Below are 13,034 nucleotides of genomic sequence, written 5' to 3'. Positions count from 1 at the left end.
ATCACCTCTGCAACCATCGCCACGCATCACGCTATTTTGTGAGAATTTTCCTACACACGCGCATCTTTACACGAATTTTCTTTTTCATGCTGACGATCAAGAGGAATAGACGGAGCCTCTTCGCTCGTCTGGTTTCTATTGCATACCTGATCCAGCAGTTCGAGTGCTTTCCGTCCTTCGCTCAAAACATCATCAACACAATCAATGAGAAAATTTCTGAGACCATTTGCCATTTCACTACTTTGTATATCAATTCCCCCCGATTTGGCCTGGATAACGGCGGTACAGAAATACGCATTTGCTTTGTAGAACTGCACTATTTTTCTGGGGGCCTCTCCAGGCATGAGCCCTATTTTGCCACGAACTGCCTCATAAACTTCAGGTACAACCCTATCCTCAAAAGTGTTGTCCAGAAATTTCTTTATCTCTCCTGCATCCATATGACGTATTCCTCTGAGCTTTTTATGCGCCCTTCCAAGCTCTACCAACTTTACTATGTGGTCTATTTCTGCGTGAAGCGTTCTAGCCAGTTGAGCTATTTCTTCTTCTTTTTCACGAGCCTCTTTGCTGATTTGCAGATCATATTGCTCTCGCACCAGTTTCGCATTTGTTGCAGTCTGCTCTCTCAAAGCTTGCGCGCCAACAAACGCGGCAGCGAATGCGCCAGCTCCTCCCAAAAAAGCCAGTACGCCAGCAATCAGAGTTTGCCAGTGATAAAGCGCAAACCGCATTGGTCGCAGCATATGCGTCGGTGGAGTGGAAATAGCCGCGGCTATTTCTCTTGCATCTGGGCTCGCTTCCTTTGGAAACGTCGCGGACCACTGAGGCACCTCAGCGGGAAACATATAGATCAAACCTACAGTCACCACCAAGACAGTAGCAACTGTGGCGATTGCACCAAAAAGCTTGAAAGCAGTATTTTTCATTGGGTCACGGTTTTGTGCATCGTGTTTCCTACGCCAACGGCGCAGTTCATGGTTGAAAATAGTTGCGGCAAATTGTGCAAAGCAAGCGCTAATCATCCTTTTGCACTATCAAGTGGCTACGCCTTGCCCGCAGCAATGGACCAGCCAGGGCCGGCGTTACAAATACCGAGCCGCCGTCTCAATCCCAAACTCGCCTTCCTGCTCTCCTGACAGGTGCCAGATGACCACCTATAGCGCTTGGTTCGCCGCCGGTTTCCGCGACCTGATTTCCGTCGTGCCGCCGGGCGCCCCGCTGTCGGAGCGCACGAAGCTCCGCGCCGAGGACCGGGGGAAAGTCCCCGGCCTTCACGGACACCACGGCTGGTACGGCTTCGACTGGATGAAGCACGAGACGTCCGCCGAGGACGTGGCGGCCTGGGAGCGCCACAAGGCCAACCTGGGCCTGCGCGCCACCCGCTTCCCGGCGGTGGACATCGACGTGACGGACCTGGAGATCCGCGACTTCATCCAGGGGCTGGCTGATCGGCACCTCGGCCCGGCGCCGGCGCGGACCGGCCGCGCCCCCAAGCTGCTGTTGGTCTACCGCCTCGCCGAGGACCAGACGCCCATGGTCCGTCGCCGGCTGCGGTTCAAAGGGCCTGACGGGCGCGATCATCTGGTGGAGCTGCTGGGCCACGGCCAGCAATATGTCGTAGAGGGCATCCACCCCGTCACGCGCAAGCCCTACACCTGGGACACGCATCCCGCCGAGCGCGGGGCAGACGCCCTGACCCCGATCACCCATGCCCAGCTCGACACGTTCGCGCAGGACATGGAAGACCTCCTCGACTGCATCGGCTGCACGGACCTGCATTGGGAGGGATCGGGCGACGAGGTGAAGGACCGCGAGGCCATCGTGCAGGACGAGTTGAAGGCCCCAAGCCTCGATGCCCTGACCGACGCCGTGTCCCGCATCCCCAACGACAACACCCAGTTCCCCAGCCGGACCGACTACCTGCGCATGGGCTGCGCCATCAAGGCGGCCGGCGCCGACGATCCGGACCGCGCCATGGAGGTGTGGGAGGAATGGGCCGCGCGCTGGGAAGGCAACGAGACCATCGCGGGCAACGACCCCATCGAGGTCGTGAGCGACTGGGAGCGAATGAAGCCGCCCTTCGAGGTGGGCTGGGGCTACATCCGGGACGTGGCGCAGGAGCACGGTTTCCCCGTCGCGGCCGAGGAGTTCGGCGAGGTGCTGGAGGAGGACGAGCCGGTCAAGCGCTACGCCCCTGTGCCTCGCCAGCTCCCCGGCGCCTTCGACCCCAGCCGAATCGAGCGGCGGCGCTGGGTGCTGGGCGCCCGGTTCCTGCGCGGCGCGGTGACCGGCGGCATCGGCGCCCCCGGCGTGTCGAAGTCCACCTTCTCCATCCTCTCCGCGCTGGCCGTCATCACAGGCCGGGAGGACCTGACGGGCGAGAAGGTCCACGTCCGGGGCAACGCCTGGGTCCACAACAACGAGGACCCGCTGGACGAGCTGGAGCGCCGCATCGCTGGCGTCTGCATGCGCTACGGCATCGACTTCGACGCCGTGCGCCCACACCTGTTCTATTCGTCGGGCGCGGACCAGCGGCTTGTGGTCGCAGGGAAAGACGCCCAAGGCACCATCCGGCGCCACAAGATGGTGGCCGAAATCGAGGCGTTCATCCGCGACAACGGAATCGTGTTCTGGGCCTGCGACCCGTTCGTCTCCACCCATGACGGCGTGGCGGAAAACGCGAACGAAGAGGTCGAGAAGGTCATCGGCGTGTTCCGGGAGATCGCCCAGGCCACCGACTGCACCGTCGATCTCGTGCACCACACGGTGAAGAACCACTCGGGGAACAGCGAGGCCCGCGCCGGCGACATGAATGCTGCCCGTGGTGCCGGTGCCTTCATCGGTGCGGTGCGCGTGGCCTACACCCTGTCCTCCATGTCCGAGGACACGGCGGAAGCCCTCCACATCGAGGCCGAGGTGGCCGCGCGCCTCGTGCGCCTGGATGGCGCCAAGGGCAACTACGCGCCCAAGTCCTGGGAACCGCGCTGGTTCCAGTTGGAGAGCGTGTCCCTGCGGAACGGCACGGAGGGCGGCATCGACGATCCGCTGCTGGACGAAGACGGCGAAGGCCCGGCGGACACGGTGGGCGTGCACGTCCAGTTCGACATGGCGGCGGCCCGGCGCGACGCGGAGGACCGGCAGACCGAGAAGGCCAACGAGCGCGCCGCTGCCGACCTGGAGGCCATCGTGGACGCCATGCCGTCCGACGGGTGCCTCTTGACGGACGTGCTGGCCACCCTGCGCGACCGGTGGGGCGTGAAGGACAGCCAAGCCCGCGAGCGCATCGCCTCCGCCTTGCCAATCGGAGTAGAGGTGTCCGTCGGGGCCTACCTGTTCAAGGCGGAACGGACGCGACGGGACGAGCGCGCGCCGATCGAGCTGCGGAGACGGGCGCGGTCCGGATAGGGGCCGCCGCCCCTGTTTTAGCTCTCTTCTTGAGGCCTCCACAGCTCACAATCGAGTTGGGTAGCCGCGTGTCGAATGTCACCGGTCAGCCCGCTATTCTCGCCACCATAGTGCTTATCAAAGCACTCTCGGAGGAGCGGGAATATATGGGTTCGATCGATTTCATCACGGCTCAAGGTTTGTATGGCTACCAACAGCCTTTTGGCGTCTTGAGGATCCGAGGTGTCAAAGGGTTCTTTGTTTAATAGACGCTCACGTGCTTTTCGGTGAACTTGAGCGGAAGGCTTCACAGGGCACTGACCGACTCTAAGCCGATCAATTTGCGCCGTCTTCCTGGCTGGATAGCTTGTAGGCTCCTCTTCAAGTATAGCTATTGCTTCTTCTGGTCCGATTTTCGCGGACGCCATATAGTAATACAACGGCATCCATTTAGGTTGCACATGGCAAAGTTGCCGAATATACGCTTTGGGGTTGTGTACTTCTCTCTGCTCTATAAACGCAGCGATTAATTCCCTGTCGCTCAGCGGCACCCGGCCCATAGGGCCAGTCTCTGCGCCCACCGAGCCACGAATAGGTTCCACTTCTCCCACGAGCTTCAGCGCCGGTGCTCCAGAATCTTCGGAGAAATGCCCCTCACGTATGAATTTTAGCTTCGGCAACAACGCTTCATCAATGACAAATGAACCGCCCGGCCCTTTCACAACGCCATTGGATGTATCAAGAACGGCAGTATTATCAATTCCTATGTGGCGGATATGCCGCATAGTCTCCATCCATTTTCTTTCAATCCTATCATCTCTTTCTGAAAGGATTGTTAGCAATTCTGCGGTGTTGATACGCGATGAATAACCTACATACCTATAATATATATCTGCCGACTTGAGAGGATCATGGTTCTGAGTGCAGATTACTGGACGGTTTTCAGCTTGCCAGACGTATATAAGACCAACTGGCTTCCCGAATATATCGACGGTCTCCATCTGCCAGCGTATCGCAGGGGCAAAATGTTGATTAAGATACTGCGATATAACCGCTGGGTCCATTCTCTTAAAACTATCACTACTTAACCCGACAATATGCTTGCTCTCGTCGTGAACACCAAATACGAGATACCCTCCCCGATTGTTCGCAAACCCCGCGATCGTCCTCGCATATGCGGCGCGCGAATTCCAGCCAAATGTTTCCTTGAACTCGGTCCAATCATTCTCCTCAATTCCGATTGTTGGAGGGGTCCCATCTTGCGCATGCAATATCATTTTCGCTGCGCTTGGGTGCAAAGGATCTTCTTCAAGGAATTTGCGCCTCGCGACGGCTGGGTCGTCATAGTTGGCGAGAAAGGCAGCAAGTTGCGCATCTGTGGCCGCGGGAACATCGCCCTGGATGGCCCCGGACGCAATTTGACTGATTCTTGCTTGGTTGATCGCGCGCCCTGGGCGTGAAAAATAAGGATGGATGTCTTGTTTGCGGTACCGGCCTGTGGCCAGCATTGCCCTTACCAGCGAGACCTCCCAGTCGTCAAGTTTTGCATTCCGCTTCGCCACCGCACAAACCTCCTAATCTGCCCGCGCCTTATCTTGCGCTGATTGCACAATCTTCTGGCCAAATGACTTTTTGATAATTCCTAATGATCTCTTGCGCAACTCCAACGAAACTGTGCGACAAAATTTCTGTGTTTCTGTCTTCGTGACGTCGGCAGCACCGCCCGGAACTTGACGCCACGGCGCCGGTTGGGCTTCCATATGACGTGAACGCATAGTGAACAACATGGCGCGCGACGATGAGCACCAAGCGCGTTGACAGCCTAGGGCGCCTCGCCTACCACGACCTGACGATCCCGGTGAAATGCCGGGCTTGCGGCCACTTCGCCGAGGTGGAGCCGAGCAGCCTTATCCTGCGCTTCGGCTGGGCGACCGAGCCCGAGCACATCCCGTGGCGGTGCTCCGCGTGCGGGGCGCGGGGGCGTATGATCCTGGTGGGCCGCCCGGCCCGCATGCACCGGTCATGAAAGCTGATCGCGGAGCGCCACGATCTCTGCGTGCTCAATGACGCTCCCGGCGGGTCCGAGCTGCCGCACCTGCACGTTCGAAACGCCCCCTGCGACTACGTCAATCGCGAAGCTGGTGGCTCGTTCCTTAGCGTTGAACAGCACCGCCCCGGAAACCCCGCCGGTCCGCACTTGCCACGGCAGTTCGTCAGGATGCTCCTCCAGGTACCGGGTGGCGAGTTCGGCCTCCCGGTCGATAGGGGCTCCATCAGCTTCCCGCTTTTGGTACCCGCGCAGGGAGACCCCCAAGGCAAATGCGGCCTGCGGCTGGGTGAGCCCCAGACGCTCGCGCCACGCGATCAATTCTTGAGCGGTCATCGAATCGGCCCTATCTTTCCTGTGTGGCCTTCGGGCGGCGGTGGCACCCGCCGCCCTCCGGTCTAATCCTTAGTTCAGGAGGTTGAGCACCCGCTCAATGACCTCAAGAACGAGGATCAGAAGGGTGAGAAGCTTTCCGAGCATTCCCTTTTCTCCCTTCTGTGTGGCGGGGACGGCCCATCCGTCCCCTCCCGACCACGAGAATAGGTATAGCGCACTCAGTGCGTCATGACAAGGAAATCATGGCGCACTGAGTGCGCTTTTCTTTGTGCGCATCGTGGCCTGTTTGAGCATTCCGGGCGTTCCGGTGCATTCCGGTCGGGATGGCCGGAATGGAGCGTTCCGGTCGTTCCGGTGCGTTCCGATCGGAACGCTAAACGCTTGGTGTGTAAGGACAAAATGTCATGCTGCGGTGCATTCCGGTGCGTTCCGGTCCGGAACGCTCGAAACGGGCCGAAAAAACTCAATGAAATCAATAGTTCCGGTCGTTCCGGTCGTTCCGCCCCTAAAGGGGCACTCCGCTGGACCGGAACGCTCCGTGCCCAAGGTCTTTAGGTCTTCCCCCAAACCACCGGAACCGAAGTGGCCGCGATGAACTACGCGGCCACGAAGGTCTAAACGGACACAGCGGAACGCAGCGCATTCACAGGGGCCGGACAGAGGCCAAATCAACATCTCGTGCATAAACCATTTGGCCTTAACAACCTGTTGCGTTGGTCTGGGCTTTCGGTACCCTTGCGCTGGGTCTGGAAGGCGGAGGCGGACATGGACGACCGGTTCACGGGGTGCGATTGGTTTGCCGTGGTCTCGCATGTCGGTTTGGCGCAGTACGAGCTTGCGGCCAAGGAGCTGGAGCGCCAGCGGTACCGGGTGCTCGCCCCGCTGTGCCGGAAGGAGCGCAGGCACGCCGGCAAGACGGAGACGGTCACCAAGCCGCTGTTCGACCGGTACCTGTTTGCGGGGGTCCACCCCGGCCAGTCCTTCCGCCCGATCGTCAACACCCGCGGCGTGGCGTTCGTGGTGCGCGGGCTCAGTGGCGCCCCGTGCCGCGTCCCTCTGGCCGCCCTGCGGTGCATCCAGGACCGATGCGATGCCGATGGCGGCGTGGTCGACTTCACACCCGCCAAGCGCAAGACCGTCCAGTGGCAGAAAGACCAGCCTGTCCGCATCGTCGCAGGGCCGTTCACGGACTTCGTCGGGCTGTTCGCCGGGGCCTCGAAGGACGTGGTGCGCGTGGTCCTGGATCTCTTCGGGCGCGAGACCCTAGTATCGTTCGAGGATCAAGATGTTGTGCCTGTTGGCCCGGTCATGACGCAACATGCTGCTTGACAGGGTATTTGGGCTGCAGTAAGTTCCCCGTCACGCAGTGCCGTGACCTTCCAGTCACCCGGCACTGCGGTAGCCGTACAGCCCATCAAGTTTTTCGCCCAGCCCGCCCGGTTCGCCGCGGCGGGTTTTGTCGTCTCTGGGTTCCGGAGGGCGCCATGAACGATCCCCTGACCATCGCCTACATCTCCTTGGCCGTCCTGGTGTCAGTGCTGATCGGTATCGGCGTCTTGGCCGTGCTGACGTGGCGCGGTGTCCACCGGTCCATCGCCCGCATCTCGGAGCGGATGGAGGCTCGGCGGGCGGAGTTCGACCGGGGCGCCGGGCTGACGGGGCACCGCCTACCGCTCTGAGGGCACGCCAACCCGAAAAATCGGCGATCTATGACCTTTTTCATAGTTGACATGCCGTCACTGCCATGACCCGACCGAACGGGGTCGCGGGTCCTTCCCGGCGGCGGGGGAATACGGGTGGCAAAGGCGCGGTCATCGTCCAGGCATGAAAATTCCATAGGGGGGTTCCGCTTCCGGTTCGACCTTCCGGAGAGGTGTGAAGATGGCAACCCAAGCCGAGATCGCGGCGCACCTCGACCTGTCAGACCGCAGTGTCCGCGAGCTGAAAAACCGGGGCGTTTTCAACGCCAACGGGCGCGGGCAGATGGATCTCGACACCTGCCGGATTGCCTACATCCGGCACCTCCGGGAACGCGCCGCCGGCCGCGCTTCGGACGACGCCGAAGCGGAAGGCCTCGACCTCACGGCGGAGCGTGCCCGGCTGGCCCGGGAACAGGCCGACCACTACGCGATGAAGAACGCCGAGGCGCGCGGCGAGCTGGTCCGCGCCGGTGACTGCACCGCCGCGATGGTGTCGGTGATCGAGATGGCCAAGGCGAAGCTGATGCGCGTCCCGGCCAAGGTCGCCAAGTCTGATGGCCGCCTCAAGGATCGCATCGCCGATGCCCTGGAAGACGCACTGGACGAGCTGAGCATGGCTCGCGTCGAGGAAGAGATGGGCGGGGCCGGCAAGGATGGGGACGACGATGGCGACGAATGACGCGGTCCAGGTCCGCGGCCCGGTGCTGGCCGCGCAGGTCGCCCGCTGGCTGGCCGCCCTGAAGCCGCGCCGCCGGATGACCCTGTCGCAGTGGTCGAACAGCCGCGCCCGGCTGGAGGACGGCACCCGCTACCGCCCGTTCCCATTCCAGGTCGGCATCCAGGACGCCTTCACCGATCCTGAGGTCCGGCAGATCTCGGTTCTGAAGGCCAGCCGCATCGGCTACAGCCAGATCGTCAAGAACTTCATCGCCTACTGCGCCGATCAGGCACCCAGCCGGGTGCTGGTTTACCAGCCGACCATCGACGACGCCGAGGATTTCGCCAAGGACGATGTCGCCAAGCTGATGCTCTGGCCGGCGGTGCGCCGCCTGTTCTCGACCAAGACGCGGGACAGCAACAATACGATCCGCTCCAAGCGCTTCCCCGGCGGCTGGATCAAGATCAAGGGGGCGAACAGCCCGAAGGAGTTCCGCCGCATCACCGCCGACAAGGTGATCCTGGAGGAGGTGGATGGCTACCCCCTGACTGCCGGCATTGAGGGCGATCAGGTCGGGCTGGCCTTCAAGCGCTGCCTGACCTCCGATGAGCCGCTGAAGGCCGCCGGCTCCACCCCGACCGTGAAGGGGACGAGCAAGATCGAGGCGCTGTTCCTGCAGGGCACCCAGGAGCATCGCTACGTGCCCTGCCCCCACTGCAAAGAGATGCAGATCCTGGTGTTCGGCAACGGCACCGGGCCGGGCATCCGCTGGGAGCCGAAGGAGGCACCGACCAAGGCTTGGTACGTCTGCGTCAATGGCTGCGTCATCGAGGAGGACGCTAAGGCCGGGATGGACGAGCGCGGCGAGTGGCGGGCGCACGCCCCGCAGAATTGGCCGCACCGCTCCTTCCACGTCTGGGCCGGCTACAGTCAGTTCGCCGGCGCGTCCTGGCTGGAGATCGCCAAGGAGTTCGTCACCGTCCGCAAGGACCCGAACAAGCTGCGCGTCTTCGTCAATCAGGTGCTCGCCGAAACCTACGAGGTGCGCGGCGAGGCCCCGGCGTGGCGCCAGCTCTACGACCGCCGTGAGGATTACCAGGGGGTTCCCGTCGGCGGGCTGGTCCTGACCGGCGGCGTCGACGTCCAGAAGAACCGTGTCGAGATCTTCGTCTGGGCCTGGGGCGCTGACTGGCAGTGCTGGTTGGTTGACCACATCGTGATCCCCGGCAACCCGTACGAGGCCACGGTCTGGGACGAGGCCGATCAGGCCATCCTGGGCCGTTGGCGCCACGCCTCGGGTGTGGATCTGGCGCTGTCCAAGGTCGGCGCCGACACCGGTTTCGCCACGACCCAGGTCGAGGCTTGGAGCCGCAAGCATCCCGGCTTGGTCATCCCGGTGAAGGGCGCCACCAGCCTTGGCGCGCCATCGTTCGCGTGGTCCAACGTCCGTGAGGTTGCCCCCAACGGCAAACGCCGGAAACGTGGTCTCCGCCTCGGCATGATCGGCGGCCACGCCCTGACGCTGGAGTTGTACGGCAAGTTGAGCCTGCAGCCGCCGACCGACGAGGAGCGGGCCGCCGGCGCCGGGCACCCGGCCGGCTTCATCCATCTGCCCAAGCTGGCGACCGAGGAGGTGTGCAAGCAGCTGGTCGGCGACCAGTGGATGGAGGACCGCGGGGAATGGAAGCAGGTCCACGCCACCGAGGCCCTGGACGGCTGGAAATACGCCCGCGCCTGCACCATCGCCATGGGTATGGAACGCTGGACCGCGGCCCGGTGGGCCGGGCTGGCGGACGAGTTCCCTCGGCCAACCGTCAAGCCAGTCGAGATCGGAGCCGCTGCGTCGACGTCGATGCCGGCCGTGCAGACCGCCTCAATTCCCGGGCCAACCGTCAAGCGCCGCCGTATCCCCATGCCCAAGGCGACCTACGCCGACGATCTGTCTCTGTGAGGACCCCATGGCCGATCTCGCCACCCTTCAGGCCCGGCTTGCCGAGGCCGAGGACGCCTTGCATCGCCTGAATATCGGCGATCGGGAAACCCGCATCACCTACGACGGCAAGACGACTGAGTATGCCGACGCGCCGAAGCTGGAGCGTTACATAGCCGAACTCCGGTCGCGGATTGACCGCCTGTCCGGGAAGCCCCGCCGCCCGCTGTACGTGAGTTTCTGATGCGCAACGCTGTCCAGATCCTCGACCGGCACGGGAACCCAATGCCCGCGCCGCGCCGCCGCGCCGCGTCCGACACGTCGTATGACGGCGCGTCGATGACGTCGCGCGAACTGGCGTCTTGGCAGGCCTTGGCGACATCGGCGGACGCCGAGTTGCTGCCGGAGCTGTCCACGCTGGTGGCCCGGTCGCGCGACCTGTCCCGCAACAACGGGATCGCGTCCAGCGGCATCCAGGCCATCCTTGACAATGTGGTTGGTATCGGGCTTCGCCTGAACTCGACGCCCGATTACAGGGCGCTGGGCAGGGATAAAGCCTGGGCGGATGCTTGGAGCGCCAGCGTTGAGGCGAAGTGGCGCGCCTGGGCGGAAACAACAGATTGCGACGCCGCCCGAACCCTGAACTTCGCCGGCCTGACAATGCAGGTCGCCCGCGCCGGCCTGCTCAATGGCGAAGGGTTGGCGTTGCCGCTCTGGCTGCCGAGCCGCGACAGGAAGTACGCCACCAGCATCCAACTGGTGGAGGCGGACCGCCTGTCCAACCCACTCGGTCAACAGGACAGCGCCACGCTGCGCGGCGGCATCGAAATTGACCGGTACGGCGCCCCGCAGGCCTATTGGGTCCGCAACAGCCACCCCGGCGATCTGCTGACTTGGGACCCGGGCCTGTATCAGTGGACGAAGGTTCCGGCTTTCACCCATTGGGGCCGGCGTCAGGTGATCCACGTCCATGATCGCGAGCGGACCGGCCAGAGCCGCGGCAAGCCGCTGCTGAGTTCGGTCCTGGCGCAGTTCAAGACGCTGGACCACTACAGCAAGGCCGAACTCCAGGCGGCAGTGGTGAACGCGATGATCGCAGCGTTCATCAAGAGCACGGAATCGATCGATGACCTGAAGGAGTTGTTCGGGGGGCCGGATGAATACCTTGCGGCCCGAGCCGAGCACGCGGTCCGGCTGAAAGCTGGCGCGGTCCTGCCGCTGTTCCCTGGCGACGAGGTGCAGCCCTTCACCCCGGCCCGGCCCGCCGCGGCCTTCGACGCCTTCACCAAGTCGGTGCTGCGCCACATCAGCGCCGGCCTGAACATCCCCTACGAAATCCTGATGAAGGATTTCACCCAGACCAACTACAGCAGCGCCCGCGCCGCTCTGCTGGAGGCGTGGCGGTTCTTCAATGGGCGCCGTCAGTGGCTGGGCACCTATTGGGCGTCGCCGGTCTTCGAGCTTTGGCTGGAGGAGGCGGTGAACCTCGGCGAAGTCGAGGCGCCGGATTTCTACCAGAACCGCTACGCCTACTCGCGCTGCCGCTGGATCGGCGCCGGCAAGGGCTGGGTCGATCCGGTCAAGGAGGCGCAGGCCGCCAAGCTGCGGATGGAGATCGGCGTCTCCACCCTGGAAGATGAGTGCGCCGAACAGGGCAAGGATTGGCGCGAAGTGATGGAGCAGCAAGCGAGCGAACAGGCCGAGCGCCGTCGGCTCGGCCTGCTTCTGCCTGCTCAGGCGACCAAGCCGAACAGTGCCGCAGGCGATCAGCCGGCGCCCGACGATCAGACCGGAGACGAATGATGCTTCTGATGCCCGAACCCGGTCCGGCCCTGTTGGCGCCGGCCTGGGTGCCGCGCGCCGCCGCCGTGGTCGGTGTGAGCGGAGAACCGCCCAAGGGGGCCGTCTACATCGGCGACATCAGTGCGGGAAGCCGACCGTACGAGGTCTTCAACGGCGTGGCGGTGATCGGTATCTCCGGTGTCATCGTGCCGACCTACTGGTACATCGGGTCGCCCTACGTCACCGGCTGCAACGGCCTGCGCCTGCAACTCTCCATGGCCTTCGAGGACCCCGCCGTCCGCGCCATCGCCTTGGTGGTGAACAGCGGCGGCGGCCTCGTCAGCGGCGTCGCCGATCTGGCCGATTGGATCACGGAGGCCAAGGCCGCGGCGGGCAAGCCGGTGGTCGCCATCCTGGCCGAGTTCGCCTATTCGGCGGCTTACTGGCTGGCCAGTGCAGCGGACACCATCAGCGTGCCGCGCACCGGCGGCGTCGGGTCCATCGGCGTCATCATGGTGCACTGGGACCTCAGCGCCGCGCTGAAGGAAGTCGGCATCAAGGCGACGATCATTGCCGCCGGCGACCGCAAGGCCGATGGCAACTCCTACGAGCCGCTGCCCGATGAGGTCCGGGATCGCTGGCTGGCGGAATGCGAGGACATCCGTCGGCTGTTCGCCTCCTCCGTGGCCCGATATCGCTCCGCCGCAGGCGCTTCACTCGACACCGATACCGTCCTCGCCTCGCAGGCCAGGACCTGGGAAGGCCCGGCGGGGACGGTGGAGGCGGTTAAGTCCGGCTTCGCCGACGCCGTGCTCGCGCCCGAACAAGCCTTCCGCGCGCTTCTCGACACCCTCACCACCTGATGGAGCTTTCCATGAAGAACCTGTTCGCCCACCTCATGGGCGACGCCAAGCCGGCGGCGGCCACGCCGCCCGCGTCCCCCGCGTCGCCGGAGGCATCGACCCCGGAGAAGCCCGCCGCCGCGGCGCCGACTGGCGGGGCCGCGGCGGGGGAGGCCGCCCAGCCCCCCGGAGACAAGCCCGCCGCGCCGCAGACGTCCGCCGACGATGCGGCGGCCCGTGCCCGGCAGGACGAGCGCGCACGTTGCGCGGCCATCTTCGCCGACCCCGCCGCCGCCGGGCGCGTCGCCAGGGCCGCCACTCTGGCCTTCAAAACCGATCTCACGGCCCGACAGGA

At 63.6% G+C, this 13,034-nt stretch carries 11 protein-coding genes and 1 pseudogene; 9 read left to right on the top strand and 3 right to left on the bottom strand.

Annotated features, from left to right (window positions below; all coding sequences use genetic code 11):
- Positions 1-50 precede the first annotated feature (50 nt).
- The gene (locus tag GBZ26_RS08255; protein ID WP_174438427.1) at positions 51-1,022 is read right to left on the bottom strand and encodes a hypothetical protein; all 972 of its coding nucleotides are present in this window, start codon (positions 1,020-1,022) and stop codon (positions 51-53) included.
- A 124-nt stretch (positions 1,023-1,146) separates the two neighbouring features.
- Here GBZ26_RS08255 and GBZ26_RS08250 point away from each other — a divergent pair, with 124 nt between their 5' ends.
- Complete coding sequence (locus tag GBZ26_RS08250) at positions 1,147-3,405, top strand: AAA family ATPase (protein WP_174438426.1); 2,259 nt, start codon at positions 1,147-1,149, stop codon at positions 3,403-3,405.
- A gap of 17 nt (positions 3,406-3,422) precedes the next feature.
- Here the strand turns inward: GBZ26_RS08250 and GBZ26_RS08245 are convergent, their stop codons facing one another.
- Both GBZ26_RS08245 and GBZ26_RS08240 read right to left on the bottom strand, forming a co-directional pair.
- Positions 3,423-4,946: an RNA-binding domain-containing protein gene (locus GBZ26_RS08245; protein WP_174438425.1), complete on the bottom strand. Its 1,524-nt coding sequence runs from the start codon at positions 4,944-4,946 to the stop codon at positions 3,423-3,425.
- Positions 4,947-5,404: 458 nt separating this feature from the next.
- Positions 5,405-5,767, bottom strand: a complete 363-nt coding sequence (locus GBZ26_RS08240) for a helix-turn-helix domain-containing protein (RefSeq protein ID WP_174438424.1) — start codon at positions 5,765-5,767, stop codon at positions 5,405-5,407.
- A gap of 765 nt (positions 5,768-6,532) precedes the next feature.
- Here GBZ26_RS08240 and nusG point away from each other — a divergent pair.
- The 8 genes and pseudogenes from nusG to GBZ26_RS08200 form a co-directional block, all read left to right on the top strand.
- Positions 6,533-7,096 carry a transcription termination/antitermination protein NusG gene (gene nusG / locus GBZ26_RS08235; protein ID WP_174438423.1) on the top strand — a complete coding sequence of 188 codons (564 nt, stop codon included), beginning with the start codon at positions 6,533-6,535 and terminating at the stop codon, positions 7,094-7,096.
- A 155-nt stretch (positions 7,097-7,251) separates the two neighbouring features.
- Positions 7,252-7,446 carry a hypothetical protein gene (locus GBZ26_RS08230; RefSeq protein WP_174438422.1) on the top strand — a complete coding sequence of 65 codons (195 nt, stop codon included), beginning with the start codon at positions 7,252-7,254 and terminating at the stop codon, positions 7,444-7,446.
- A gap of 202 nt (positions 7,447-7,648) precedes the next feature.
- Positions 7,649-8,146, top strand: coding sequence for a hypothetical protein (locus tag GBZ26_RS08225; protein WP_174438421.1), 498 nt, complete (start codon positions 7,649-7,651; stop codon positions 8,144-8,146).
- Positions 8,133-10,076 (top strand): phage terminase large subunit family protein, encoded by a 1,944-nt coding sequence (locus GBZ26_RS08220; protein ID WP_174438420.1) that lies wholly within the window; start codon positions 8,133-8,135, stop codon positions 10,074-10,076. The genes GBZ26_RS08225 and GBZ26_RS08220 overlap by 14 nt, the downstream gene beginning before the upstream one ends.
- A 7-nt stretch (positions 10,077-10,083) precedes the next feature.
- Positions 10,084-10,299, top strand: a complete 216-nt coding sequence (gene gpW, locus GBZ26_RS08215) for a gpW family head-tail joining protein (protein ID WP_174438419.1) — start codon at positions 10,084-10,086, stop codon at positions 10,297-10,299.
- On the top strand, positions 10,299-11,858 hold the full coding sequence (locus GBZ26_RS08210) for a phage portal protein (protein ID WP_211104643.1): 1,560 nt from the start codon (positions 10,299-10,301) through the stop codon (positions 11,856-11,858). The genes gpW and GBZ26_RS08210 overlap by 1 nt, the downstream gene beginning before the upstream one ends.
- A gap of 8 nt (positions 11,859-11,866) precedes the next feature.
- On the top strand, positions 11,867-12,700 hold the full coding sequence (locus tag GBZ26_RS08205; protein ID WP_174438418.1) for a S49 family peptidase: 834 nt from the start codon (positions 11,867-11,869) through the stop codon (positions 12,698-12,700).
- Positions 12,701-12,711: 11 nt separating this feature from the next.
- A pseudogene (locus GBZ26_RS08200) lies at positions 12,712-13,034 on the top strand (hypothetical protein); the annotation flags it as partial.

Origin of the sequence: Azospirillum formosense (assembly GCF_013340925.1) — a bacterium.
Classification (GTDB): Bacteria; Pseudomonadota; Alphaproteobacteria; order Azospirillales; family Azospirillaceae; genus Azospirillum; species Azospirillum formosense.
This window is presented reverse-complemented; position numbering and strand designations above follow the sequence as displayed.

Bases quoted from the DNA above. Each gene is read 5' to 3' on its own strand.
- GBZ26_RS08255 (WP_174438427.1), bottom strand. From the start codon at position 1,022: ATGATTAGCGCTTGCTTTGCACAATTTGCCGCAACTATTTTCAACCAT.
- GBZ26_RS08250 (WP_174438426.1), top strand. From the start codon at position 1,147: ATGACCACCTATAGCGCTTGGTTCGCCGCCGGTTTCCGCGACCTGATT.
- GBZ26_RS08240 (WP_174438424.1), bottom strand. From the start codon at position 5,767: ATGACCGCTCAAGAATTGATCGCGTGGCGCGAGCGTCTGGGGCTCACC.
- nusG (WP_174438423.1), top strand. From the start codon at position 6,533: ATGGACGACCGGTTCACGGGGTGCGATTGGTTTGCCGTGGTCTCGCAT.
- GBZ26_RS08230 (WP_174438422.1), top strand. From the start codon at position 7,252: ATGAACGATCCCCTGACCATCGCCTACATCTCCTTGGCCGTCCTGGTG.
- GBZ26_RS08225 (WP_174438421.1), top strand. From the start codon at position 7,649: ATGGCAACCCAAGCCGAGATCGCGGCGCACCTCGACCTGTCAGACCGC.
- GBZ26_RS08220 (WP_174438420.1), top strand. From the start codon at position 8,133: ATGGCGACGAATGACGCGGTCCAGGTCCGCGGCCCGGTGCTGGCCGCG.
- gpW (WP_174438419.1), top strand. From the start codon at position 10,084: ATGGCCGATCTCGCCACCCTTCAGGCCCGGCTTGCCGAGGCCGAGGAC.
- GBZ26_RS08210 (WP_211104643.1), top strand. From the start codon at position 10,299: ATGCGCAACGCTGTCCAGATCCTCGACCGGCACGGGAACCCAATGCCC.
- GBZ26_RS08205 (WP_174438418.1), top strand. From the start codon at position 11,867: ATGCCCGAACCCGGTCCGGCCCTGTTGGCGCCGGCCTGGGTGCCGCGC.